Source organism: Nonomuraea sp. NPDC050328, from assembly GCF_044459405.1.
GTDB lineage: Bacteria > Actinomycetota > Actinomycetes > Streptosporangiales > Streptosporangiaceae > Nonomuraea.
In genome coordinates this window covers 548,097-570,275 of sequence record NZ_JBITIW010000003.1, presented here as the reverse complement: position 1 = coordinate 570,275, position 22,179 = coordinate 548,097, and the positions used below count along the sequence as shown (strand labels likewise).

General features: G+C 73.7%; 23 protein-coding genes. 15 read left to right on the top strand and 8 right to left on the bottom strand.

Annotated features, from left to right (window positions below):
- Positions 1 to 3: 3 nt before the first annotated feature.
- From ACIBG7_RS14125 to ligD, 3 genes are all read left to right on the top strand, one after another.
- Entirely contained in the window at positions 4 to 1,101 is a 1,098-nt protein-coding gene (locus ACIBG7_RS14125; protein ID WP_397336415.1) for a winged helix DNA-binding domain-containing protein, read from the top strand.
- A 50-nt stretch (positions 1,102 to 1,151) separates the two neighbouring features.
- Positions 1,152 to 2,090, top strand: a complete 939-nt coding sequence (gene add, locus ACIBG7_RS14120; protein ID WP_397336413.1) for an adenosine deaminase — start codon at positions 1,152 to 1,154, stop codon at positions 2,088 to 2,090.
- A gap of 171 nt (positions 2,091 to 2,261) precedes the next feature.
- Positions 2,262 to 3,281, top strand: a complete 1,020-nt coding sequence (ligD, locus tag ACIBG7_RS14115) for a non-homologous end-joining DNA ligase (RefSeq protein WP_397336412.1) — start codon at positions 2,262 to 2,264, stop codon at positions 3,279 to 3,281.
- Between the two features lie 26 nt (positions 3,282 to 3,307).
- Here ligD and ACIBG7_RS14110 read toward each other — a convergent pair whose 3' ends face one another.
- Positions 3,308 to 4,702, bottom strand: coding sequence for a PLP-dependent aminotransferase family protein (locus ACIBG7_RS14110; protein WP_357923401.1), 1,395 nt, complete (start codon positions 4,700 to 4,702; stop codon positions 3,308 to 3,310).
- A 37-nt stretch (positions 4,703 to 4,739) separates the two neighbouring features.
- Here ACIBG7_RS14110 and ACIBG7_RS14105 point away from each other — a divergent pair, with 37 nt between their 5' ends.
- The 7 genes from ACIBG7_RS14105 to ACIBG7_RS14075 all read left to right on the top strand — a co-directional run bounded on the left by ACIBG7_RS14105 (position 4,740) and on the right by ACIBG7_RS14075 (position 13,293).
- Positions 4,740 to 5,939: an aminotransferase class V-fold PLP-dependent enzyme gene (locus ACIBG7_RS14105; RefSeq protein ID WP_357923403.1), complete on the top strand. Its 1,200-nt coding sequence runs from the start codon at positions 4,740 to 4,742 to the stop codon at positions 5,937 to 5,939.
- Between the two features lie 5 nt (positions 5,940 to 5,944).
- Positions 5,945 to 6,277, top strand: a complete 333-nt coding sequence (locus ACIBG7_RS14100) for a YciI family protein (RefSeq protein WP_357924065.1) — start codon at positions 5,945 to 5,947, stop codon at positions 6,275 to 6,277.
- A complete protein-coding gene (locus ACIBG7_RS14095; RefSeq protein ID WP_397336411.1) occupies positions 6,274 to 7,464 on the top strand; it encodes an RNA polymerase sigma factor in 1,191 nt (396 codons plus the stop codon). The genes ACIBG7_RS14100 and ACIBG7_RS14095 overlap by 4 nt, the downstream gene beginning before the upstream one ends.
- An 81-nt stretch (positions 7,465 to 7,545) precedes the next feature.
- Positions 7,546 to 8,379 (top strand): universal stress protein, encoded by an 834-nt coding sequence (locus ACIBG7_RS14090; RefSeq protein WP_397336409.1) that lies wholly within the window; start codon positions 7,546 to 7,548, stop codon positions 8,377 to 8,379.
- 75 nt (positions 8,380 to 8,454) lie between these two features.
- Positions 8,455 to 9,009, top strand: coding sequence for a MarR family transcriptional regulator (locus ACIBG7_RS14085; protein WP_357923408.1), 555 nt, complete (start codon positions 8,455 to 8,457; stop codon positions 9,007 to 9,009).
- 126 nt (positions 9,010 to 9,135) lie between these two features.
- The gene (locus ACIBG7_RS14080) at positions 9,136 to 12,447 is read left to right on the top strand and encodes a right-handed parallel beta-helix repeat-containing protein (protein WP_397336408.1); all 3,312 of its coding nucleotides are present in this window, start codon (positions 9,136 to 9,138) and stop codon (positions 12,445 to 12,447) included.
- 63 nt (positions 12,448 to 12,510) lie between these two features.
- Positions 12,511 to 13,293 (top strand): SDR family oxidoreductase, encoded by a 783-nt coding sequence (locus ACIBG7_RS14075; RefSeq protein ID WP_397336407.1) that lies wholly within the window; start codon positions 12,511 to 12,513, stop codon positions 13,291 to 13,293.
- Between the two features lie 54 nt (positions 13,294 to 13,347).
- On the opposite strand, the gene ACIBG7_RS14070 is transcribed toward ACIBG7_RS14075, so the two are convergent.
- Both ACIBG7_RS14070 and ACIBG7_RS14065 read right to left on the bottom strand, forming a co-directional pair.
- Positions 13,348 to 13,650, bottom strand: coding sequence for a hypothetical protein (locus tag ACIBG7_RS14070; protein ID WP_357923414.1), 303 nt, complete (start codon positions 13,648 to 13,650; stop codon positions 13,348 to 13,350).
- An 83-nt stretch (positions 13,651 to 13,733) separates the two neighbouring features.
- Positions 13,734 to 14,564: an SDR family oxidoreductase gene (locus ACIBG7_RS14065; RefSeq protein ID WP_397336406.1), complete on the bottom strand. Its 831-nt coding sequence runs from the start codon at positions 14,562 to 14,564 to the stop codon at positions 13,734 to 13,736.
- 71 nt (positions 14,565 to 14,635) lie between these two features.
- On the opposite strand from ACIBG7_RS14065, the gene ACIBG7_RS14060 reads away from it, so the two are divergent.
- Complete coding sequence (locus tag ACIBG7_RS14060; RefSeq protein ID WP_397336405.1) at positions 14,636 to 15,565, top strand: AraC family transcriptional regulator; 930 nt, start codon at positions 14,636 to 14,638, stop codon at positions 15,563 to 15,565.
- A 3-nt stretch (positions 15,566 to 15,568) separates the two neighbouring features.
- On the opposite strand, the gene ACIBG7_RS14055 is transcribed toward ACIBG7_RS14060, so the two are convergent.
- Positions 15,569 to 16,102 carry a hypothetical protein gene (locus ACIBG7_RS14055; RefSeq protein ID WP_357923418.1) on the bottom strand — a complete coding sequence of 178 codons (534 nt, stop codon included), beginning with the start codon at positions 16,100 to 16,102 and terminating at the stop codon, positions 15,569 to 15,571.
- A gap of 128 nt (positions 16,103 to 16,230) precedes the next feature.
- Between ACIBG7_RS14055 and ACIBG7_RS14050 the strand changes: the two genes are divergently transcribed.
- Positions 16,231 to 16,983, top strand: a complete 753-nt coding sequence (locus tag ACIBG7_RS14050) for a hypothetical protein (protein ID WP_357923420.1) — start codon at positions 16,231 to 16,233, stop codon at positions 16,981 to 16,983.
- Here the strand turns inward: ACIBG7_RS14050 and ACIBG7_RS14045 are convergent.
- From ACIBG7_RS14045 to ACIBG7_RS14030, 4 genes are all read right to left on the bottom strand, one after another.
- The gene (locus tag ACIBG7_RS14045) at positions 16,955 to 17,785 is read right to left on the bottom strand and encodes an alpha/beta fold hydrolase (protein ID WP_397336404.1); all 831 of its coding nucleotides are present in this window, start codon (positions 17,783 to 17,785) and stop codon (positions 16,955 to 16,957) included. The genes ACIBG7_RS14050 and ACIBG7_RS14045 overlap by 29 nt on opposite strands.
- Positions 17,760 to 18,257, bottom strand: a complete 498-nt coding sequence (locus ACIBG7_RS14040; RefSeq protein WP_397336403.1) for a hypothetical protein — start codon at positions 18,255 to 18,257, stop codon at positions 17,760 to 17,762. The genes ACIBG7_RS14045 and ACIBG7_RS14040 overlap by 26 nt, the downstream gene beginning before the upstream one ends.
- Before the next feature lie 45 nt (positions 18,258 to 18,302).
- Positions 18,303 to 18,854: a VTT domain-containing protein gene (locus tag ACIBG7_RS14035; protein ID WP_357923426.1), complete on the bottom strand. Its 552-nt coding sequence runs from the start codon at positions 18,852 to 18,854 to the stop codon at positions 18,303 to 18,305.
- Positions 18,855 to 18,947: 93 nt separating this feature from the next.
- A complete protein-coding gene (locus tag ACIBG7_RS14030) occupies positions 18,948 to 19,781 on the bottom strand; it encodes an SDR family oxidoreductase (RefSeq protein ID WP_397336402.1) in 834 nt (277 codons plus the stop codon).
- A gap of 124 nt (positions 19,782 to 19,905) precedes the next feature.
- On the opposite strand from ACIBG7_RS14030, the gene ACIBG7_RS14025 reads away from it, so the two are divergent.
- From ACIBG7_RS14025 to ACIBG7_RS14015, 3 genes are all read left to right on the top strand, one after another.
- Positions 19,906 to 20,655 (top strand): class I SAM-dependent methyltransferase, encoded by a 750-nt coding sequence (locus ACIBG7_RS14025; protein WP_397336401.1) that lies wholly within the window; start codon positions 19,906 to 19,908, stop codon positions 20,653 to 20,655.
- A gap of 65 nt (positions 20,656 to 20,720) precedes the next feature.
- Positions 20,721 to 21,578, top strand: coding sequence for a metalloregulator ArsR/SmtB family transcription factor (locus ACIBG7_RS14020; protein ID WP_397336400.1), 858 nt, complete (start codon positions 20,721 to 20,723; stop codon positions 21,576 to 21,578).
- A 2-nt stretch (positions 21,579 to 21,580) separates the two neighbouring features.
- Positions 21,581 to 22,168 (top strand): dihydrofolate reductase family protein, encoded by a 588-nt coding sequence (locus ACIBG7_RS14015; protein WP_357923434.1) that lies wholly within the window; start codon positions 21,581 to 21,583, stop codon positions 22,166 to 22,168.
- Positions 22,169 to 22,179 lie beyond the last annotated feature (11 nt).

Sequence of the window (22,179 nt, the reverse complement as noted above, 5' to 3'; positions counted from 1 at the left end):
GTCATGGACGACAGGACGTTGAACCGCACCACCCTCGAACGCCAGCTCCTGCTGCGCCGCGCCCCCCTCACCCCGCTGGAGGCCGTCCGGCACCTGGTCGCCCTGCAGGGGCAGGAGCCCAACCCGCCCTACCTCGGGCTGTGGTCGCGGCTGTCGGCCTTCGCCCTGGAAGACCTGACCAGCCTGCTGTACGGCAAGCAGGTCGTGCGCTCGTCGCTGCTGCGCGGCACCCAGCACCTGACGGCGGCCGAGGACTACCTGTGGTTGCGCCCGCTGATGCAGGCCCCCATGTCGCGCTCCCGCCAGGCCGCCTTCGGCCGCGACACCCGGGGCCTGGACCTGGAGGAGTTCGCCGGGCACGCCCGCGAGCTGCTGACCGGCCGGACCCTGACCCGCCCGCAGCTCGGCGCGCTGCTGACCGAGCGGTGGCCGCAGTACGACAAGCTGGCGCTCGGCTGGTCGGCCCAGGCGCTGCTGCCCCTGGTGCACACCCCGCCCAACGGCACCTGGAACCGCAAGGGCGCCACGCCCTTCACCCTGGCCGAGGAGTGGCTCGGCCGGCCCGTCGAGGAGCTACCGCAAGTGGAGCGGCTGGTGACGCGCTACCTGGCCGCCTTCGGACCGGCGACGATCATGGACGTGCAGGCGTGGTCGGGGCTGACGCGGCTGCGTGAGGTGATCGAGGCGATGCCGCTCAAGCGGCTGCCCGGCGGGCTGTTCGACCTGCCGGACGCCCCGCTGGCCGACCCTGACACCCCGGCTCCGGCGCGGTTCCTGCCGTGGTTCGACAACCTCATGGTCGCCCACCACGACCGCTCCCGGATCATGACCGCGCAGGCCCGGCGGCGGATCTGCGTGGGCGCGATCGTCTACCCGACCTTCCTGGTGGACGGCACCGTCGGGGGGATCTGGGACATGGTGAACGGCTCGCTGGTCATCCTGCCGTTCGAGCCGCTCGGCGAGGACGCGCGGGAGGAGCTAGCCGCGGAGGGCGCCCGGCTGCTTGCCTTCGCCGGGCACGACGGCGGGGAGATCCGCTGGCTCGCCGATGCGAGCTCCGCGACGAGCTGGCCGCCGAGCGCGTGGCCCGGCTCGCGCTGAAGCTCGGGCCTGGGGGACAGGCTCGGGAGAGCCGGCTCTAGGCTGGCCGGGTGATCCCCAAGGCGCACCTGCACACCCACCTGGAAAGCACCATCCGGCCCCGGACGATCGCCGAGCTGAGCGGCGGCGCGATCGCCGAGCCCGCCGGGCCCGCCGAGACGCGGTTCGCCGACTTCCGCGACTTCGCCGACCAGCGGGCCAAGGTGCGCGAACTGCTCACGGAGCCGGCGCACTTCCGGCGGATCGCGGTGGAGTTCTGCCAGGACGAGGCCGCCCAGGGGGTGCGCTACGCCGAGGTGACCTTCACCGCCGCCTCGCACGGCGAACGGGTCGGGGCGCTGGAGATGCCGCTGGAGTCGGTGCTGGAAGGGCTGGAGGAGGGGCGGCAGCGGTACGGCCTGGAGACGCGGGTCATCCTCGACCACTCGCGGCGGCGGCCCGTGGAGCGGCTGCGCCGTACCGTCGAGCTGGCCGCGCGCTACGAGCAGGTGGTCGCGGTCGGGCTGGCCGGGGACGAGCGGCACTCGCTGAAGCCGTTCGCCGGGGTGCTGCGGGAGGCTCGGGATCTCGGGCTGCACCTGGTGCATCACGCGGGGGAGAGCGCGGGGGCCGAGAGCGTGCGGGAGGCGCTCGAGGTGGGGATGGCTGAGCGGATCGGGCACGGGATCCGGGTGCTGGACGATCCCGCGCTGGTGGCGGAGGTGCGGGAGCGGGGGGTGCCGCTGGAGGTGTGCCCCACGTCCAACGTGATGTTGTCGTTGGTGGGGTCCATGGCGGAGCATCCGCTGGCTCGGCTGGTGGAGGCTGGGCTGGTGGTGACGCTCAACACCGACGGGGAGACCTCGTTGGGTGGGGAGTATCGGGTGGCGGCGGAGGTTTTCGGGCTGGATGTGGGGGAGTTGGCTCGGGCTTCGGTGCGGGCCAGCTTTGCGCCTGCGGCGGTTAAGGAGCGGGTGATGGCGGAGATTGCGGGTTATCGCTCTTCGTAGGGGGCTGGGGGTCGTACTGGGGCAGTTCCGTCTGTCGGGGTGCTCGCCGCATCGGGAGGGCCCGGGGGGTTGGTGGGCTGTGTTGGGACGCCCCGCGGGGTGGGTGGGGTTTGACTGGTTGTTTGCGTGGCGGGGGCGCTGGAGGCTGGGTGGTCCGGGTATGCCCGGCTCATGCCTCTGCCCGCCTATCAGCCCATGCTGGCGCAGCTAGGGTCGCTGCCGACTGCTGCTGAAGAGGCCGGCGTCGCGGTCGAGATGAAGTGGGACGGGATCCGCTGCCTCGGCTACGTCGAGGGGCGCGGGCTGCGGCTGGCCTCCCGGACCGGCAAGGACATCACGCTGGCCTACCCGGAGCTGTATCCGCTGGCGGGGGCGGTGGGCGGGCATGACGTGGTCCTGGACGGGGAGATCATCGCGTTCAACGACGAGGGGGTGCCGTCGTTCGGGGCGCTGCAGGGGCGGATGCAGCAGAACGCGGCCAGGGCCGGGCAACTGGCCCGCACGGTGCCGGTGACGTACATGGTCTTCGACATCCTGCACGTGGACGCCTCGACGACCATCCACCTTCCCTACCGCGAGCGGCGGGAGGTGCTCAAAAGCATCGTGACGCCCGGCTTTCGGTGGCAGGTGCCGGTCGAGTTCCTCGGGCACGCGCAGGAGGCGCTGGACGCCAGTTCCCGCCTCGGGCTGGAGGGGGTGGTCGTCAAGCGGCTGACCAGCCCGTACCGTCCGGGGCGGCGCAGTGCCGAGTGGACGAAGGTGAAGAACTGGGCCGGCATGGACGTGGTCATCGGCGGCTGGACGCAGGGCACCGGGCGCCGCCAGACGACCATCGGCTCGTTGCTGCTCGGGGCCTATGACGCCGACCGCCGCTTGCAGTACGTGGGGAACGTGGGCACCGGGTTCACGCAGGCGATGCTGGCCGATCTGCTCGGGCGGCTCACCCGGCTGGAGCGCTCGCACAGCCCGTTCGCCTCTCCGGTGCCGGCTCCGCATGCCCGCACCGCGCGCTGGGCCGAGCCGGTGCTGGTGGGTGAGGTACGTTACGCCGAGCTGACCGGGGACCGGCGGCTGCGGCACCCGTCGTGGCGCGGGCTGCGACCGGACATCCCGGCCGAACGGGTCACCACCGACCAGATCCGCCCCACCCCGGGCCACGGCCACGGAACCGGCACAGCCGCCGCAGGCTAGCCGACGCCCCCGAACGGGCGCGCAGGCTAGCTCGGCTCTCCCAAGGGGGCGAGGCGGTGGGCGGCCTCGAGGAGGTCGGCCGGGTCGGCGGTGGCGGCGAAGGCCAGGCGCAGGTGGGCGGCCGGAACCTCGGTCGCGAAGAACCGGTGACCCGCGCTGACCGCCACCCCGGCCCCCCGGGCCGCCTCGGCGGCGGCCACGTCCCCGACCCCGTCCGGCAGCCGGACCCACAGGTGCAACCCGCCCCCGGGCACCCGCGCCACCTCCCACCCCGGCACCTGCCGGGCCAGCGCCGCCACGAGCGAGGCGCACCGCTCCCGCAACGCCGCCCCCAGCCCGCGCACATGCCGCTCCCAGGTCGGCGAGCTGAGCAGTTCGACCGCCGCCTCCTGCAGAGGCCGGGCGATGAAGAAGTCGTCCACCAGCCGGATGGCCCGCAACCGCTCCAGCACCGGCCCCCGAGCGACCAGAGCCCCGATGCGCAGGCTCGGCGCCGCCGGCTTGGTGAGGGAGGTCAGCCACACCACCACCCCGTGCCGGTCGTCGGCCAGCAGCGGCGGCGGCACCGGCCCACCGTGCCCGAGGTGCCGGGCGAAGTCGTCCTCGACGACGAACGCGCCCGCCGCCCGCGCCACGTCGAGGACCTGCCGCCGCCGGTGCGGCGCCAGCACCGCCCCGGTCGGGTTGTGGAAGGTCGGCTGGCAGTACAGCACCCGGGCCCGCGTCAGTGCGAAGGCGTCGGCCAGCAAGTCCGGCAGCAGTCCGTCGCCGTCCATGGGCACCGGCACCGGCCGCAGGCCGGCCGCCTTGGCGGCGGCGATCGCGCCCGGATAGGTCGGTGACTCCATCAGCACCGGGTCGCCCGGCGCGGCGATCGCCCGGAAGGCCATCGACAGCCCGCTCTGCCCGCCCGCGGTGACCAGCACGTCCTCGGCGCGCACGCCGTCACCGGCCAGGGCGGCGAACAGGCTCCGCAGCCCCGCCAGCCCGGCGGCCGGTGCCCGGTCCCAGGCGCCGGGCCGGCGCGCGGCCCTGGCCAGCGCCGCGCTCAGGAGCTGCGCCGGCTGGAGCGAGGGGTGCAGGTAGCCGCCGTCCAGCAGGATCGTGCCGGGCGCGGGCTCCTGGAAGGTGAGCAGGCGCGTCTCGACGCTGCGGTCGGCCAGGGTCACGCTCTGCCAGGCGGTGTCGGCCGGTTCGGCGCGCCGCCGGGGACGTTCGGCGACGTAGGTGCCGCTGCCCGGCCTGCTGATCACCACGCCTTCGGCGGCCAGGGCGGCGATGGCCTGGGAGACGGTGCCGGGGCCGACCCGGTAGCGCTGGATGAGCTCCCGGCTGGTCGGCAGCCGCTCGCCCGGGGCCATCCGGCCGATCATCGCCCGCATCGTGGCGGCCAGCTCCGCAGAACTGCTACTGTCCGACATGAGAGATGATAATAGCGCTTCCGGCATCAATGCAGAATTGCTTCTGGACGTGGTGGCCTTGCGCGCCGACACCCCCGGCACCGGCAACGTCGTGCACTTCAACAACGCCGGCTGCGGCCTGCCGGCCACCCCGGTGCTGGCCGCGATGACCGATCACCTGCGCCTGGAGGCGCAGATCGGCGGCTACGAGGCCGCCGCCGCCCGCGCCGAGCAGGTGCGCGGCTTCTACGCCGAGACCGCCGCCCTGCTCAACTGCGCCCCGGAGAACATCGCCTTCGCCTCCAGCGCCACCCACGCCTACTCCACCGCCCTGTCGGCGATCCCCTTCGAGGCCGGCGACGTCATCCTGACCACCCGCAACGACTTCATCTCCAACCAGATCGCCTTCCTGTCGCTGCGCCGGCGCTTCGGCGTCGAGGTCGTGCACGCGCCCGACCTGCCCGAGGGCGGGGTGGACGTGGCGGCGATGGCCGCGCTGATGCGCCGGCACCGGCCCCGGCTGGTGGCCGCCACGCACATCCCCACCAACTCCGGCCTGGTCCAGCCGGTCGCCGAGATCGGCCGGCACTGCCGCGAGCTGGACCTGCTGTACCTGGTCGACGCCTGCCAGTCGGTCGGGCAGTACCCGCTCGACGTCGCCGAGATCGGCTGCGACCTGCTCACCGCCACCTGCCGCAAGTTCCTGCGCGGGCCGCGCGGGTCCGGCTTCCTGTACGTCTCCGACCGGGTGCTGCGGGCGGGGTACGAGCCGCTGTTCATCGACATGTACGGCGCGCGCTGGGTGGAGCCGGGCCGCTACCAGCCGGTCGGCAACGCGGCCCGGTTCGAGGACTGGGAGTTCCCCTACGCCGTCCTGCTCGGCTGCGCCGAGGCCGCCCGGTACGCCCGCCGGGTGGGCATGGACGCCATCGCCCGCCGTACCCCCGCCCTGGCGGCGAGCCTGCGCGACGGCCTGGCCGCCCTGCCCGGCGTCCGCGTGCTGGACCACGGACGGCAGCTCGGCGCGCTGGTGACCTTCGCCGTCGAGGGCTGGGCCGCCGAGCCGTTCAAGGCGGCGATGGACGCCCGCCGGATCAACTCCGCGCTCAGCTTCCGGCACTTCGCCCAGTTCGACTTCGGCGACAAGGACGTCGAGTGGTGCCTGCGGCTGTCGCCGCACTACTACAACACCGAACAGGAGGTCGCCGAGGTCGTCGCCGCCGTCGCCGAGCTCGCCGCCTCTAGCATGGGCGGGTGAAGTACATGCTGATGATCTACACCAACGCCGCCGCCCGCCAGGCCATGGAGCCGGACATCGACCGGATCATGGCCGAGGTAGAGGCGCTGATGAAGGAGCTGGAGTCGACCGGCGAGTGGGTCGGCGGCATGGCCCTGGACGACGTGGCCCGCACGGTGCGGGTCAGCGGCGGGCTGCCCGCGGTGACCGACGGGCCGTTCCTGGAGACCAAGGAGGTGCTCGCCGGGGTCAGCATCGTCGACTGCGCCAGCCTGGAGCGCGCCACCGAGATCGCCGCCCGCTGGCCGGACGCGCGCTACTGCGCGATGGAAGTGCGCCCGGTGGTGGGCGAGGCGTGATCGACGGGCTGCTGCGCGAGCTGGCGCCGCAGGTGCTGGGCTCGCTGGTGCGCCGCCACGGCGACTTCGACACCTGCGAGGACGCGGTGCAGGAGGCGCTGCTGGAGGCGGCCACGCAGTGGCCCGTCCGCGGCCTGCCGGACAACCCGCGCGGCTGGCTGGTGACGGTGGCCTCGCGGCGGCTGATCGACCAGGTGCGCAGCGAGGCCGCCCGCCGGCGGCGCGAGGAGAGCGCGGCGCTGCGGGAGGAACCGCTGCGCCGGGAGGACTCCGAACCCGGCGAGCCCGGCGGGCCGGTCCGCGACGACACCCTGGACCTGCTGTTCCTGTGCTGCCATCCGTCGCTGCCGGAGGCCTCGCAGGTGGCGCTGACGCTGCGCGCGGTCGGCGGGCTCAGCACGGCGGAGATCGCCCGCGCCTTCCTGGTGCCGGAGGCGACGATGGCCCAGCGCATCAGCCGGGCCAAGGCCAGGCTCAAGGGGGTGCGCTTCGGCGAGCCCGGGTCGGTGCCCGTCGTGCTGCACGTCCTGTACCTGATCTTCAACGAGGGCTACACCGCCTTCCGCGGCGACCTGGCCGAGGAGGCGATCCGGCTGGCGCGGGCGGTGCACCGGCTGCTGCCCGGCGACGGCGAGGCGGGCGGGCTGCTGGCGCTGATGTTGCTGTCGCAGGCCCGGCGGGCCGCGCGCACCGGGCCGGACGGGGCGCTGATCCCGCTGGAGCGCCAGGACCGCTCGCGCTGGGACCGGGCGCTGATCGCCGAGGGGGTCGAGCTGGTCAGCCGGGCGCTGAGCGGCTCGCCGCTCGGCCCCTACCAGGTGCAGGCGGCCATCGCGGCCGTGCACGACGAGGCGCGCGGCTGGGCCGAGACCGACTGGCCGCAGGTGCTGGCGCTGTACGGCCTGCTGGAGGACACGCCGGTGGTACGGCTCAACCGGGCGGTCGCGGTCGCGATGGTGCACGGGCCGGAGGCCGGGCTGGCGTTGCTGGAGCCGCTGGAGGCGGAGCTGGCCGGGTTCCACCGGCTGGCCGCCGTCCGCGCGCACCTGCTGGAGCGGGCCGGGCGGGTGCGGGAGGCCCACCAGGCGTACGGCGAAGCCGCCCGGTCCACGCCCAGCGAGCCCGAACGCCGCTACCTGCTCGACCGCGCCGACCGGCTCCACCCCACCTCACACGAGACGCCCTGAACGGCCCTCGTCCGGCGTCCCCCGTCCCGCGTGCCGTACGTTGGGCAGAGGACCTGCATGGATGACTGACCGGGGGGCGTCATGATCGTGGTCGGGGTGGACGGCTCGCGGGCGGGCCTGGAGGCGGTCGCCTGGGCGGCCCGCGAGGCGAGCCTGCGCGAGGAGCCGCTGCGGGTGGCGCACGCCATGCCCGCCTGGGCGATCGAGGAACGCACCGGCCGCCTGTCGGAGGTGTCGGAGTGGATGCGCGAGGGTGCCAAGGTCGTCCTGGACGCCGGGCTGGAGCGCGCCCGGCGTGAGGCGCCCGGCGTCGAGGCCGACTCCCAGCTCCTGCCCGGCGACGCCCGCGAGGCGCTGATCGCCGCCTCCGGCCACGCCGGGCTGCTGGTGGTCGGCAATCACGGGCTCGGCGGCGTGCGCGGGCTGCTGGTCGGCTCGGTCGCCTACGGCGTGGCCGCCCGGGCCGCCTGCGACGTGGTCGTGGTGCGCGAGGCGCCCCGGCGGGGCGAGATCGTCGTCGGCGTGGACGGCTCACCGGCCGGCGAGCACGTGCTCGACTTCGCCTTCGCCGAGGCGCGGCTGCACGGCGCCCGGCTGCGGGCGGTGCACGCCTGGACCATGCTGGAGGCGGGCGGCGGCTTCTACCCGGTCCCCGACGACCTGGGACTGCGCGAGACGCTCGGCGGGCGGCGCGAAAGCCACCCGGACGTGGAGCTGATCGAGGAGATCGTCCGCGGCCACGCCGTGGAGGTGCTGCGCCAGGCGGCCGAGGGCGCCGACCTGCTGGTGGTCGGCACGCGCGGGCAGGGGCAGGTGGCGGGGCTGGTGTTCGGCTCGGTCAGCCAGGCGATGCTGCAGCAGGCTCCGTGCTCGCTGGCCGTGGTCCGCACCGGCGCCGAACGGTTCGGCTCGTGACCGGTTTACCGCGCCACCGGTTTGGTCCGTAGCTGGTTTGGTTCGTAGGGCGAACCTTTCTGCTAGGCTGGGCCGATGGCCAAGGCTGAGCACAGTTTGGGAGTGGTGGCCGCGCTGGTGCGGGCGACCTTCCTGGTGGACGCGGTGTACGTGACCTCCGCGCGCGAGTACGGGCTGACCCAGCAGCAGGGGCAGTTGTTGTGCGTGCTGATGGCCAAGCCGTACCGGATGGGCGAGCTCGGCGCGGTGCTGGGGCTGGCCAAATCGAGCCTGACCGAGCTGGTCGACCGCAGCGCCCAGCGCGGGCTGGTGCGGCGCGAGCCGCACCCCGACGACCGGCGCGCGGTGCAGGTGCGGCTGACCGAGCGCGGCTCCGAGCTGGCCGAGGCGTTCTACACCGCCACCTGCGAGCGCATCGACCTGCTGCCCTCCGGCCTGGACGAGGCCGAGCGCGCCACGCTGGCCGGCCTGCTGAGCCGGGTGGTCGCCGACAACGACGTCCCGGCCGTCTTCAGCGAGCCGGAGCACGCCGAACCAGGCCGAGAGGCGAGCGAGCACACCGAACCGCGCCCGGAGGCGAGCGAGCACGCCGAAGCGAGCCTCGAGACATCCGATCTCCAGACCCGCTAGAAGCGCTCCAGCGCCCCTCTGGCCAACCATACCGGTCTATAGATCGGATGAAACGTGACCTTGGCGTGATCGTCTTCACCATGCCGCGACCCCCAGAATGAGCGCAATTCGCTCTCTGGAGGCACCGTGCACCTCGGCACCCCCTGGCGGCTGCTCCTGGCCGCCGCCCTAGCCGCCGGCGGTCTCACCGTCGCCGGCGCCACCCCCGCACTGGCCGCTGATCCGACCTTTCACGTCTCACCCGACGGCGACGACGCCGCCGCCGGCACCGAGGCCGCGCCGTACAAGACGATCGCCCGCGCGCAGCGCGCCGTCCGCGAGGCGCTGCCCGGCGCGAGCGGCCCGGTCCGGGTGCGGCTGCGCGGCGGCACCTACTACCTGGCCGAGCCGCTGACCTTCACTCCCGCTGATTCCGGCGCCGTCTACGAGGCGGCGCCGGGCGAGCGGGTCGTGCTCAGCGGCGGACGGCGGCTGACCCCGGCCTGGACCTCCTACGAGGGCGCGACCCTGGTCGCCGAGGTCGGCAAGGGCCTCGACTTCGACGAGCTGTTCCTGGACGGCCGCCGCCAGGTGCTGGCCCGCTACCCCAACGCCGACCCCGCCCAGCCGGTCCTGGACGGCTACGCCGCCGACGCGATCTCGCCCGAGCGGGTGGCCCGCTGGAAGCAGCCGACCACCGCGCTGGTGCGCGGCCTGCACCAGGGCGAGTGGGGCGGCAACTCCTTCAAGGTCACCGGCGTCGACGCCGACGGCGCCCCCGTGCTGCAGTGGGTCGGCGACAACAACCGCGGCAGCGGCCTGCACCCGGTCAAGCGCATGGTCGAGAACGTGCTGGAGGAACTGGACGCGCCCGGCGAGTGGTTCTACGACCGCGCCGAGGGCAAGCTGTACCTCCAGCCGCCGCCGGGCGCCGACCCGGCCACCGCCCGGATCGAGACCGCCGAGCGCGAGGAGCTCATCCGGGTCGTCGGCGACTCGCCGGCCACGCCGGTGCACGACCTGACCTTCACCGGCCTGACCTTCACCCAGACGCACCGCACGCTGTTCTCCCGGCCCTTCGACAAGCTGCAGCTCGGCGACTGGGCCATCGCCCGCGCCGGCGCGCTCTACCTGAAGAACACCAAGAACGTCACCGTCACCGGCGCCCGCTTCGACCAGGTCGGCGGCAACGCGATCTTCATGGACGGCTACGCCGAGGGGAACAAGGTCACCGGCGGCGAGTTCCGCGACTCCGGCGCCAGCGACGTGGCCGTCATCGGCTCGCCCGCGGCCGTGCGCGAGCCGTCCACCTGGGACGACATGCGCCGCACCATCACCGACACCACGCCGGGCCCGAAGACCGAGGACTACCCGCGCGACATCACCATCAGCGGCAACCACATGACGCGCAACGGCCGCTTCGAGAAGCAGACCTCCGGGGTGCAGATCTCGATGAGCCGCCGCGTGACCGTGTCCGGCAACACCATCCACGACGGCCCGCGCGCCTGCGTCGACGTCAACGACGGCACCTGGGGCGGCCACCTCATCGAGGACAACGACATCTTCGACTGCGTCAAGGAGACCTCGGACCACGGCCCGTTCAACTCCTGGGGCCGCGACCGCTTCTGGCCGCTGAGCGCCGGCGACGAGGTCAAGAAGGGCTACGCCAAGCTCGACGCGCTGGAGACCACGCGGGTGCGGCACAACCGCATCTGGCACTCCTCGCACTGGGACATCGACCTCGACGACGGCTCCTCCAACTACGAGGTGACCGACAACCTGCTGCTCAACGGCGGGGTCAAGCTGCGCGAAGGCTTCTTCCGCACGGTGCGCAACAACATCTTCGTCAACGGCGGCGGCCACTTCCACGTCTCCTACGCCGACAACGGCGACGTGATCGAGAAGAACATCTTCGTCACCGCCGACCCCTACGACTTCATCCAGAGCGACCCGGCCACCTCCAGGACCGTCTACAACGACAACCTGTTCTGGAACAACGGCCGCGCCGTCGCCGACATCACCGACGCGTGGCGGGCCCGCGGCCTGGACACCCGCTCGGTCATCGCCGACCCGCGCTTCGAGGGCGCCAGCCCCTTCGCCGACCCGGCCAAGCTCGACTACACCCTCAAGAGCGACTCCCCGGCGCTGGCGCTGGGCTTCAAGCCCTTCCCGATGACCTTCGGCAAGCAGGGCGCGCCCACCCCGCCGCCGCTGACCTGGCACTCGGCCCCGGCCGGGATGACGCAGGCCAACCTCGCCGAACCGCTGATGGGCGCGACCGTCACCGAGATCCACAGCGACGAGATCAAGTCGAGCGTCGGCCTGACCGACTACGACGGCCTGTTCTTCGCCTCGGTGCCGGCCCAGTCCTACGCCGCGGCCAAGGGGCTGCGCACCGGCGACGTCATCCGGCAGCTCGGCGACACCAAGGTCACCGATCGCGGCAGCTTCTGGCGGGCCTACACGCTGGTCCCGGCCGGCGCCCCGCTCGTCCTGAAGGTCTGGCGCAACCAGGCCCTGACCGACCTGACCCTGCCGCGCACCGGCGGCGTCGAGACCGTCGACAACGTCTCCGGCGTCACCTACGCCGGCACCGGCTGGGACTGGAAGAACAACCAGCGCGGCGGCGGCAACTCCAGCCTGGACAACCTGCACGCCACCCAGGCCGACGGCGACTCCTTCGAGATCTCCTTTTACGGCACCGGCATCGAGTACATCGCCCAGGTCAACTCCGACGAGGGCAAGGTGGACCTCTACCTCGACGGGCGGCTCGACACCACGATCGACAACTACAGCGACACCCGCGTCCACCAGAAGGTCGTCTACACCAAGACCGGCCTGGCCCCCGGCAGGCACACGCTGCGCGGGGTCAAGAAGGGCGGCGACTACTTCATCGTCGACGGCTTCAAACTGCACAACGCCCCCGCCGGCGGCGACACCAAGCCCCCGGTGACCACCGTGAGCGGCGTGCCCGCCGGATGGAGCGCCGAGCCGGTGCGCGTCACCCTGGCCGCCGACGAGCCCGCCACCACCCGCTACCGGCTGGGCGAGGGGCCCTGGCAGGTGTACGGCGAGCCGTTCACCGTCGACCGCGAGGTGGCGCTGACCTTCCAGAGCACCGACACCGCCGGCAACGCCGAGGCCGAGCGCACCGTCGAGGTCAAGGTCGACACCACCGCGCCGGAGCTCACCGTCCAAGCGGCTCCCGGCCGGATCTGGCCGCCCAACCACAAGCTGGTCCCGGTCGAGCTGACCGTGCAGGCGAGCGACGCCGGGCCGGTGGAGGTCACCCTCGTCTCGGTCACCGGCGGCTCGGAGGGCGACGTGGTCCGCGTCTCCGACACCGTCGTCAAGCTGCGGGCCGAGCGGGGCAACCGCTACGTCGTCACCTACCGGGCCGTGGACCGCGCCGGCCACACGGTGACCGCGAGCGCCGAGATGGTGGTCGGCAAACGCTGACCTGAGGGGAGGAGGCGGCGGCCGGGAGTGTCACATTCCCGGCCGCCGTCTCGTCCAGCCCGCATGACGACAGTTCTGGTGACAGGGGCGAGCGGCCGGCTGGGCCGCGTCCTGGTGGAACGGCTGGCCGCGGACGGCCACCAGGTGCGGGCGGCCAGCCGTACCGCTCGAAGCGGGCCCGGCTCTGTGCGGTGGGTCGTGGCCGACGTGGCCACCGGCGAGGGACTCGCCGAGGCGGTGGCCGGCGCGGAGGTGATCGTGCACGCGGCCTCGGCGCCCTACAAGGGCCGCTACACCGCGAAGGTCGAGGTCGAGGGCACCGCCAACCTGCTGGAGGCGGCCGGAAGAGCCGGCGTCGGGCATCTGGTCTACGTCTCGATCGTCGGCGCCGACCGGGTACCGATGGGCTACTACCGGTCCAAGGTGCGCGCCGAGGACCTCGTGCGCGGCGGGCCGGTGCCGTGGACGATCCTGCGGGCCACGCAGTTCCACGAGTTCGTCGCCGATGGCTTCCGCCTGCTGTCCAGGCTCGGCTTCCTGCCCGTCGACCCGGACGTGCGCGCCCAGCCGGTCGCGCTGGCCGACGTCGCCGGCCGCCTGGCCGGGCTGATCGCCGCCGGGCCCGCGAGGGCGATCGTGGAGTACGGCGGGCCGCGCGTGCTCGGCATGGCCGAGGCGGGCGAGGGCTGGTTGCGCGCCCAGGGCCTGCGGCGGCCGATCGTGCGGGTGCGGCTGCCCGGCGCGATGGGCCGCGCCTTCCGGGCCGGGCACCTGGTCACCGCCGCCGAACCGGCCGGGAGCGGCACGTGGGAGGACTACCTGCGGCAGGTCGCCGCGAAACGGTGAAGGTCCGGTCTCGCCGCGGGGGTTCCGTCCGCCCCCGCGGCGAGCGGCCTGGGGTTAGCCCAGCTTGTTGGTCCAGACGCGCTGGACGGGCCACGGGGTGATCTGGGTCGAGGAGATCGTCCCCGGCGGCTGCCAGGGGCCGGTGACCAGGATCGGGCCGGCGTAGGGGTGCCACTGCTGGACGGCCACGCTGTGCTGGCCGGTCCCGCCGGTGCACTGGCTGTAGGCCATGTTGCCCGACACCCAGGCGGTGCAGCCGGTGGGCGCGGCCAGGGCGGGGGAGGGGAGGAGGGCTGCGGTGCCGAGGGCCAGGGCGGCCGAACCGGCGAGGGCGGCGACGCGACGACGAAGGCTCATACGAGTCTCCTGCGGGGGGTGGGGGTGAGCTTTCTTTTAGGAAAGTTTCCTAAAGGAAAAGCTAGATCGCGTCCCGGTTCACGTCAATAGGCGATCAAGCCGTTCTCGGCCAGCCAGGCGGCGGCCGGGGTCGGCTCGACGCCCAGCCGCTCGGCCGCGGCCGGGTCGGCCCGGAAGAAGCCGGGATGTGCGGCGCCCCAGTGGTAGGTCGCGGCCACCGGCGGACCGGCCGGGCCGAGCGCCGCGGTGAAGGCGTCCGGGTCGGCGGCCTCGTAACGGGCGCCGGCCAGCGCCGCCAGTTCGGGGCCGGTGAGTTCCTGCGGGCCGCCCAGGTCGAGCCGCGCGCCCTCCAGGCCGTCGCGGGTCAGCGCGGCCTCGGTCGCCACGGCCAGGTCGTGGTGGCTCAACCACGCCACCGGCTGCTCGGCCGGCAGCGGATAGCGCAGCACCCGCTCGGCCCCCTGCCCCGCCCAGACCCAGGGGGCGTGCAGGTTGTCCAGGTAGACCGGCGGGCACAGCACCACCAGCGGCACCCCGGCCGCCTCCAGTTCGGCGACCGCGGCTCGCCTGGTATCGAACGCGGCCACCCCCGACGGCCCGGCCGGCAGCCGGTTGGCGGTGTTGAGCACCACCCGCTCGACCCCGGCCGCCTTCGCCGCCGAGACGAGGTTGGCGGTGTAGCGGGCGACCGTCTCGGCCTCGAACACCAGCGGCAGCGTCACCGACACCCGCCGCACGCCGGCGAAGGCCGCCCGAACCGCCCGCTCGTCGCCGAGGTCGCCGGCGAAGCCCTCCACCCCGGACGGCACGCGCCCCGAACGCCCGAACCCGCGCACGGCCAGCCCCCTGCTCGCCAGCCGCGCCGCCACCGCTCCACCCTGGGCGCCCGAGGCGCCGATCACCAGAATCGTCATGCCGCCCAGCCTGCCCGCCCGGCGGGATACGCTCTATTAAGAACTCAACTGCTGTCTTTAAGGATCGTCCCGTGCCCGGTGACCTGCTGAGCGAGCTGCTCGCGCCGCTCCGGCTGGAAGGCGTCTTCCATAGCCGCTGGCTGGCCCGCGCGCCGTGGGCGATCGAGGGCGAGCGGGAGAGTTGCGCGCTGCTGCACTACGTCGCCGAAGGCGCGGTCACCGTCGAGGCGCCGGGGTGTGCGCCGGTCCGCCTGGAGGCCGGCGACCTGGCCGTCTTCCCGCACGGGAGCGTGCACAAGCTGGCCGACCGGCCGGGGCGCGCCGCCGTACCGCTGTCGGCGGTCCTGCCCGAGCGCTCGCCCGGCACCACCCGCTCGATCGAGCTCGGCGGGCCGGGACCGGCGGCGGTGCTGCTGTGCGGCGGGCTGCACTACCAGCGCGACGCCGCCTCGCCGCTGTATCGCGCCCTGCCGCCGGTGATCGTGCTCACCGCGCCGGCGCTGGCCGCCCACCCGCTGCTCGGCGACACCCTCGACCGGCTGGCCGGGGCATGGGACCCGGCCGAGCCTGGCGCGGAACTGGTCGCGCTGCGCGCCTTCGAGCTGGTCTTCGTGCTGGCCTTGCGGGCCGCGATGGCCGGCAGGACCGGCGGACCGGTCCTGGCCGCGCTGCGCGACCCCGCCATCGCGGCCGCGCTGCACGCGGTGCAGACCCGCTTCGCCGAGCCGTGGACGGTCGCCGCCCTGGCCTCCGAAGCGGGCCTGTCCCGCTCGGCCTTCGCCGCCGCCTTCCGCGCGCTGGTGGGCGAGGCGCCCATGCGGCACCTGACCGCCCGCCGCATGCAGGAGGCCGCGCGGCTGCTGACCGAGACCGGACTGGCGCACGAGCGCATCGGGCAGCGCGTCGGCTACCAGTCCGGCGTCGGGTTCCATCTGGCGTTCCGGCAGTGGTTCGGCGTCACCCCCGGCGACTACCGGCGCACCCGCCGGGAAGGCCCGTAGCGCTCAGTTGAGCTCGCAGGCCACCTCGGACTCGGCGACGCAGACGTCGGTGCCGCTGCCGCCGTCGGCCGAGTCGACCCCCGGGCCGCCGTCCATGATGTCGTTGCCGCCGTTGCCGACCATCGTGTCCCGGCCGAAGTCGCCCGAGACGCGGTCCTGGTTGGAACCGCCGAAGTACTGGTCGCTCCCGATGCCCAGGAAGGCCTGCAGCGGCAGCGCGGTGTTGTTCCGCACGATGTCGCTGCCGTCCTTGACGTTGGCCACGATCCTGGAGACCGAGGCGCTCGGGCAGCGGACGGTGTTGGGGTTCACCTGCGCGCAGGCGAAGTTGGTGATCAGCGTGTCGTTGGTGTTGACCACCTCGATCGTGGTGCCGACCACCTTGATGGTGATGTTGTCCGACACGGTGCCGGAGTTGATGGAGAGCAGCCCCCCGGTCAGCGTGACGTTCGTCAGCGCGTGCGCCGGCGCGGCGGCCAGCACCAGCGGTGCGGCAGCCAGGAGGCCGACGGTGAGGGCCTTGAACGTGGTGCGCATGGTTCTCCTCGACGGAATCGGTTGTGTCGAGGGGAAGTACATCCTGTGCACCCGCCCGCGCTCCGCGTCCTCCTGCACACTGCGACTGTGTCATCTTCCGTTGCCTTTTGTGGTGAATGATGAGGGCCGTGAGTCGCATCATCACCCCCATCGCGGTCGCCGCGGCCGTCGTCGTCCAGGTGTTCCATCTCGTGCTCGTGCTCAGCGGCATGTTCCTGCTGGACGGCTACTGGCTGCTGCTGGCCGTTCCCCTGCGCCTGGCCGCGCTGGCGTGGGCGTTGCGGGAGGTGCTGCGGCTGCGGACGCTCGTGCTGCGCGGCGCGCTGCGGGTCCTCCTCTACCTGTCGATCATGTACGCGCTGCTGGGGTCCTTCCTGGTGGACCTCCTGCTGGCCTGGAGCGGGCCGCAGCCGCTCGGTGACGCCGTGGAGGCGGCCGTCCCGCGGGCCTTGCAGGCGCCGCTGACGGTCCTGCTGGTCCTGGCGGTCAGCCGCGGCCGGTCGCGCCTGCGGATCGGCGGGCTGGCCTTCGCCGCCTTCTACATCGCGGTGCTGGTCATGGAGGTGATCCAGGAGGTCCCGTTGAGCGGGGTGGTGGTGTCGATCCTGGTCTCCTACGGGGCCGAGGCGGCCTGGCTGCTCGTGGTGCTGGCCGGGCAGTGGGCCGACGGGCGCTGGAGCAGGACGACCGTCCTGGTCGGGGCGGCGGCGTTCCTGCTGGAGGTCCTGTGGCTGGCGTTGCTCGCCGCCGGGGTGGAGACGGCCGTGCTGGCCTTCCAGGGCGTCGGCGTCATCGGCGTGGTCTGGCTCGCGCGCACCGCCCGCGAGTTGGAGGCCCCCATGCCGCCGCCGGTCAGCGTGCTTCGTCCAGGAACCGCCTGACCAGGTCGCCGACCGCCTCGGGCTGCTCGGTGAGCATGGTGTGGCCCGCCTCCATCTCCACCACCCGTACGGCAGGCGGCAGCCCGGCCAGGTCGCGCCGGACCCCGCGCCGGAAGGCGGCCATCAGCTCGCCACCGGCCAGCCCCGGCGGGTCCTGGGTCGCGACGACGACCAGCGTGGGGCAGCTCAGCTTGTGCAGCGGCGGGATGCTGTCGCGAAACTCCGGCGTGTAGCGCACCGCCTCCAGCAGCTCCGCCGCCGGCCGGGCGTAGACCTGGCCGTCGCGCTCGACCAGCGCCCGGGGCGGGAACATCGCGCGGGCCTCGGCCGGCAGCGGCGCCCCCATCAGGGCGGCCTGCCCGTCGAACATGGCCTTGAGCCGCGCCAGCGCCTCGTCACGGGCGGCCGGATCCATGCCCGGGTAGTTGTCCGGATGGTTCTCGGCCGAACGCAGGCCGTCCAGGTTGACGACGGCCGGGGTGTGCGGGTGGCGCAGCGCCCACTGCACGGCGATCATGCCGCCCAGCGAGTGTCCGGCGACCGCCGGGGCGCCCAGCCCGAGGGCCCGCACGACCGCCTCCAGGTCGTCCAGGACCGCCTCCCACGACCAGGGGCCGTCGCCGGAGTGCCCGTGCCCGCGCAGGTCCACCGCGACCGTGCGCCGCCCGCCCAGGTCGAGGCCCGCCCAGGCCTCCAGTGTGCCGCCCAGCCCGTGCAGCAGCAGGACGGCCTCGCCGTCCCCGCCGGAGTCGCGCACGGCCAGCGGGATCTCGTGCTCAGTGATGACCTTGTCGTACGGCATGGCGCTCCTGGGGGTGGTTGAGCCGTTCGCGGATGGAGTCGGTGCTGACGCCGCCGTCCGGGTGGCGGTCGAGCTTGGCGCGCTTGACCAGGTCGTGGACGCCTTGGCGGGTGATGCCGAGCATGGCTCCCGCCGTGGCGAACGAGACCGCCGCCCGGCCCGGGAACCCGGCCCGCCGGGCCGTCGCCCGTCCGAAGGCCGTGCCCCACCACTCGTCCGGCGGGTCGAACGGGGCGTCCGGGTCGTCGCCGGGGAACAGCGCGGCGATCAGCCGGGCCGAGGTGCGCACGGCCAGCCGCTCGTCCGGGCCGAGGAGCTGGGCGGCCCAGACCTCGGCCTCGATGCGCAGCCGCTCGCGCACCGGCGCGACCGGTCCGGCCTCGCCGAGCAGGATCTCCAGGGGATCGGTGACCCGCCGCTCGACCAGCGCCGCCAGCTCGGCGGCGAGGGCGACGTGCTCGCTGGTACTCACTTGACGGACAATAGCAAGTACTTGCTCTAAAGTGTCAAGTAGCGCTCAGGCCGGGCGGCGCAGGCGCTGGACGAGCAAGGTGACCCCGGCGACCAGCAGGGACACCCCCGGCCCGATCAGCAACGCCCCCGGGCCGCCCACCGGGAGCAATCGGCCACCGAGGTAGCCGAGTCCCACGGTGCAGGAGACGAAGATGAGCTCGGACAGGACGGCGGCGAGCAGGAACCTACGGAACGGCAGGCCGACGATGCCCGCGGTGACCGCCCCCATGCCGCGCCCTCCCGGGATGAAGCGCACCCCGATCACCGACGGCACGCCGTACCGCTGGAAGCGGTCGGTCGTCCAGGCGAGTGCCGTGCGGCGCTTGGGTTTGCGCGACAACCAGGTGGTGGCCGGCTCGCTCCACTTCCGGCCCACGCCGTAGACGGCCAGGTCGCCCAGGACCGTCCCGGCCAGGACGAGCGAGGCCAGGAGCGGAAGGCTGAGGCCGCCCGTGGCGGCGAGCGCGCCCGCGCCCGCCAGCAGGGCGGAGTTCGGGATCATCGGCGGGACGGTGGCGAGAAGCAGGAGCGCGTAGAGGTGCAGCGCGCTGTCCATGCCGCCCAGGCTTCCAGGCGGACTCCGGCCGCGGCAACGGGCGCGAGCCGGTCCCAGGGGGATCTCCGAGATCGCCCCTAGGGGACCGCCGGGTTAAGGAGCGGGCTGGAACTGGACGGCGTGGTCGCGCACCCACTGCTCGAAGGAGCGCGGCTCCCGGCCGGTGAGCTGGGCCACGAACGGGGAGACGGTACGGGCCTCGGCGGGCGGGTCGCCCTGCCAGGCGGCCAGGATCTCGACCAGCTCCTCGGCGTGCCCGGCCTCGCGCCAGCGCTGCTTGGCCTGCTCCTCGGTCAGCTCGTCGAAGGCGAGGTCGCGGCCCACGACCTCGGCGATGGTCGCCAGCCGCTGACGCGGCGTGAGCGGCTCGGGGCCGGTCAGCGGGTAGGCCCGGCCGCCGTGGCCGCCGTCGGCCAGCACCCGAGCCGAGACCGCGCCCACGTCGCCCTCGTGCACGACGGCGATCGGCACGTCGCCGAACGGCTCGCTCACCCCGGCCCGCGAGCCGATCGCCGCCGCCCAGCCGAGCGTGTTGCCCATGAAGTCGGTGGGCTGCAGCAAGGTCGTCTCCAGGGAGCCGGCCAGGAAGGCCTCCTCGACCGGCCCGCTCTGCCCGTTCCACAACACCGCCACCCGCGCCACGCCGGCCTCCTCGGCCAGGGCCGCGAGCTCCGGGCCGGTGCGCAGGGTGGCGTAGTCGTCGCCGCCGACCGTCAGCAGGTGCACGCCGACCACGCCCTGCAACGCCTGCCGTGCCGTCCGGGGGTCGGTCAGGTCGCCGCGGACGATCTCGGCCCCGGCGGGCAGGACTGCGGCGGCGCGCTCGGGGTCCCGGGTCAGGGCACGCACCGGGTGGCCCTCGCTGAGCAACTGGCGGACGACGTGGCGGCCGGCCCGGCCGGTGGCTCCGGTCACAAGGAATGTCATGCCGGCTCACGCTAGGCGGATGCCCCGCCGGCCGCCTCGGTCCGCGGACCGAGGCGGCTCGGACTTTCGGCCTAGTCCGTTAACCGGTGGACATCGCGCCGCGCCCGAGGCGAGGGTGTACGGCATGCGACAGGAGGACATCTGGGACGCCGAGGCGGCCCAGAGCTACGACACCCCGGGCCGTGGCATGTTCGCGCCGGAGGTGATCGGCCCCACCGTGGAGCGCCTGGCCGAGCTGGCGGGCGGCGGGCGAGCGCTGGAGTTCGCGATCGGCACCGGCCGCGTGGCGGTGCCGCTGGCCGAGCGCGGGGTGCCGGTCACCGGGATCGAGCTGTCGCAGCCGATGATCGACCAGCTCCGCACGAAGGCCGGCGAGCAGGCCATCCCGGTCGTCGCCGGCGACATGGCGAGCGCGACCGCGCCGGGCGAGTTCACGCTCGTCTACCTGGTCTACAACACCGTCGCCAACCTGCTCACCCAGGCCGAGCAGGTGGCCTGCTTCCGCAACGCCGCCCGCCACCTGCGCCCGGGCGGCCGGTTCGTGATCGAGCTGTGGGTGCCGGAGCTGCGCAAGCTGCCGCCGGGCGCGGCGGCCACGGTGTGGCACCACGAGCCCGGCTACCTCGGCCTGGACACCTACGACGTGCTCGGCCAGCAGGTCGTCTCGCACCACTTCCGCTTCGGCGAGGGCCGCGAGGCCCGGGTGTACCGCACCCCCCACCGCTACATCTGGCCGGCCGAGCTCGACCTGATGGGGCAACTGGCCGGGTTCGAGCTGGAGTCGCGGCACGCCGACTGGTCGGGGGCGGAGTTCACCGCCGACTCGCGCTCGCACGTGTCGGTCTACCGCTTGCCGGAGGCGCTCGAGCGGTGAGCCAGGAGCGCGCGGTTAGTCATATTCCTTGACACGAATATTCTCTATGACGAATACTTCTCGGCATGGACGGACTTCTCGCCGCGCTGGCCGATCCGGCCCGGTGGCGGCTCGTGAGGTTGCTGGCCGAACGGCCCCGGGCGGTCGGCGTGCTGGCCCGGCTCGCCGAGGCGCGCCAGCCGCAGACCACCAAACACCTGCAAGCCCTCGAACGGGCCGGCCTCGTCGCGGTCCAGCGCTCCGGCCAGCGCCGCATCTACGCGCTGCAGGCCGAGCCGCTGCGGGAGCTGGCCGCCGAGCTGAACCGGCTCGCCGAGCAGGCGGAACAGGCTCGGCAGACCTTCGACCGCTACGGGCTCAACCTCGACGCCGAACGGCTCGCCGCCGCCGAGCCGGGGTGGGCCGACCAGCGGTCGTTCCGCTTCCGGCGCTCGCTGGCCGGGCCGCCCGAGCTGGTCTGGCGGCACCTCACCGACGCCGGGCTGCTGGCCCGCTGGTGGACGCCCGACGACCTGCGCGTTTCCGAGCTGGTCTTCGAGGCTCGGCCGGGCGGGCGGATCGTCCACGAGTACCGCGACGCCGAGGACCTCGACGGCGCCGACCCGGTCGCCGGACGGGCCCTCGGGACCGTCGAGGAGGTGCTGCCGGGGGAGCGCCTGACCTACCGGCTCTCCCCGCTGCTGGCCGACGGCGGGGTCGCCTTCACCGCCCACCTCGACCTGAACCTGCGGCCCGCACCCGGTGGCAGCGAGCTGGACGTGGACTTCCGCATCACCGGCAGCACGATCGGCTCCGCGGACTTCATCGCGGGGATCGAGCTCGGCTTCGGCCAGAGCCTCGACCGGCTCGTGACCACCATCGCCACCACGCAAGCCGAGGGCCCAGCCCCCTCCGCCACGAACCCTTCCTCGTCAGGAGCATGAGCATGTCCCGCAAGGTCACCGCCAACCTCGCCCTCACCCTCGACGGCCGCTACAACGGCCCCGGTGGACCCGGCGACTTCGGACCGTTCGCCCCGTACGTCGCCACCGACGTCGCCCGCGACCACATGACGCGCATCTGGGAGCACGCCACCACCGCCCTGCTCGGCCGGCTCAACGCCGAAGGCTTCCTGGGGTACTGGCCCCCGGTCGCCGACGACCCCGGCGCCGACCCGCGCGACCGCGGCTACGCCAAGTGGCTGGTCGACGCCGAGAAGATCGTCTTCTCCAGCACCCTGACCGAGGCGCCCTGGGAGCGCACCCGCGTCGTCAACGCCCCGGCCGCCGACGTCGTCACCGAGCTCAAGGCCACCGGCAGCGGCGACCTGCTGGTCAACAGCAGCGCGAGCCTGATCAAGCCGCTCCTGGCCGCCGACCTGATCGACCGCCTCCACCTCCTGATCTGCCCCGAGATCGCCGGCGGCGGCGAGCGGCTGTTCCTGGACGGCCTGCCCGGCACCCGCTGGACCCTCACCGACCGCCAGGCCGGCGACCTCGGCGAGCTGGCCCTGATCTACGACCGCGCCCGCTGACCCGGGCGTTC

Coding starts and splice junctions, on each gene's coding strand:
- ACIBG7_RS14070 (WP_357923414.1), bottom strand. CDS start 13,650: ATGAGCCTTCGTCGTCGCGTCGCCGCCCTCGCCGGTTCGGCCGCCCTG.
- ACIBG7_RS14075 (WP_397336407.1), top strand. CDS start 12,511: ATGACGACAGTTCTGGTGACAGGGGCGAGCGGCCGGCTGGGCCGCGTC.
- ACIBG7_RS14085 (WP_357923408.1), top strand. CDS start 8,455: ATGGCCAAGGCTGAGCACAGTTTGGGAGTGGTGGCCGCGCTGGTGCGG.
- ACIBG7_RS14015 (WP_357923434.1), top strand. CDS start 21,581: ATGTCCCGCAAGGTCACCGCCAACCTCGCCCTCACCCTCGACGGCCGC.
- ACIBG7_RS14035 (WP_357923426.1), bottom strand. CDS start 18,854: ATGGACAGCGCGCTGCACCTCTACGCGCTCCTGCTTCTCGCCACCGTC.
- ACIBG7_RS14025 (WP_397336401.1), top strand. CDS start 19,906: ATGCGACAGGAGGACATCTGGGACGCCGAGGCGGCCCAGAGCTACGAC.
- ACIBG7_RS14055 (WP_357923418.1), bottom strand. CDS start 16,102: ATGCGCACCACGTTCAAGGCCCTCACCGTCGGCCTCCTGGCTGCCGCA.
- ACIBG7_RS14020 (WP_397336400.1), top strand. CDS start 20,721: ATGGACGGACTTCTCGCCGCGCTGGCCGATCCGGCCCGGTGGCGGCTC.
- ligD (WP_397336412.1), top strand. CDS start 2,262: ATGCCTCTGCCCGCCTATCAGCCCATGCTGGCGCAGCTAGGGTCGCTG.
- ACIBG7_RS14125 (WP_397336415.1), top strand. CDS start 4: ATGGACGACAGGACGTTGAACCGCACCACCCTCGAACGCCAGCTCCTG.
- ACIBG7_RS14110 (WP_357923401.1), bottom strand. CDS start 4,702: ATGTCGGACAGTAGCAGTTCTGCGGAGCTGGCCGCCACGATGCGGGCG.
- ACIBG7_RS14090 (WP_397336409.1), top strand. CDS start 7,546: ATGATCGTGGTCGGGGTGGACGGCTCGCGGGCGGGCCTGGAGGCGGTC.
- ACIBG7_RS14100 (WP_357924065.1), top strand. CDS start 5,945: ATGCTGATGATCTACACCAACGCCGCCGCCCGCCAGGCCATGGAGCCG.
- ACIBG7_RS14030 (WP_397336402.1), bottom strand. CDS start 19,781: ATGACATTCCTTGTGACCGGAGCCACCGGCCGGGCCGGCCGCCACGTC.
- ACIBG7_RS14065 (WP_397336406.1), bottom strand. CDS start 14,564: ATGACGATTCTGGTGATCGGCGCCTCGGGCGCCCAGGGTGGAGCGGTG.
- ACIBG7_RS14045 (WP_397336404.1), bottom strand. CDS start 17,785: ATGCCGTACGACAAGGTCATCACTGAGCACGAGATCCCGCTGGCCGTG.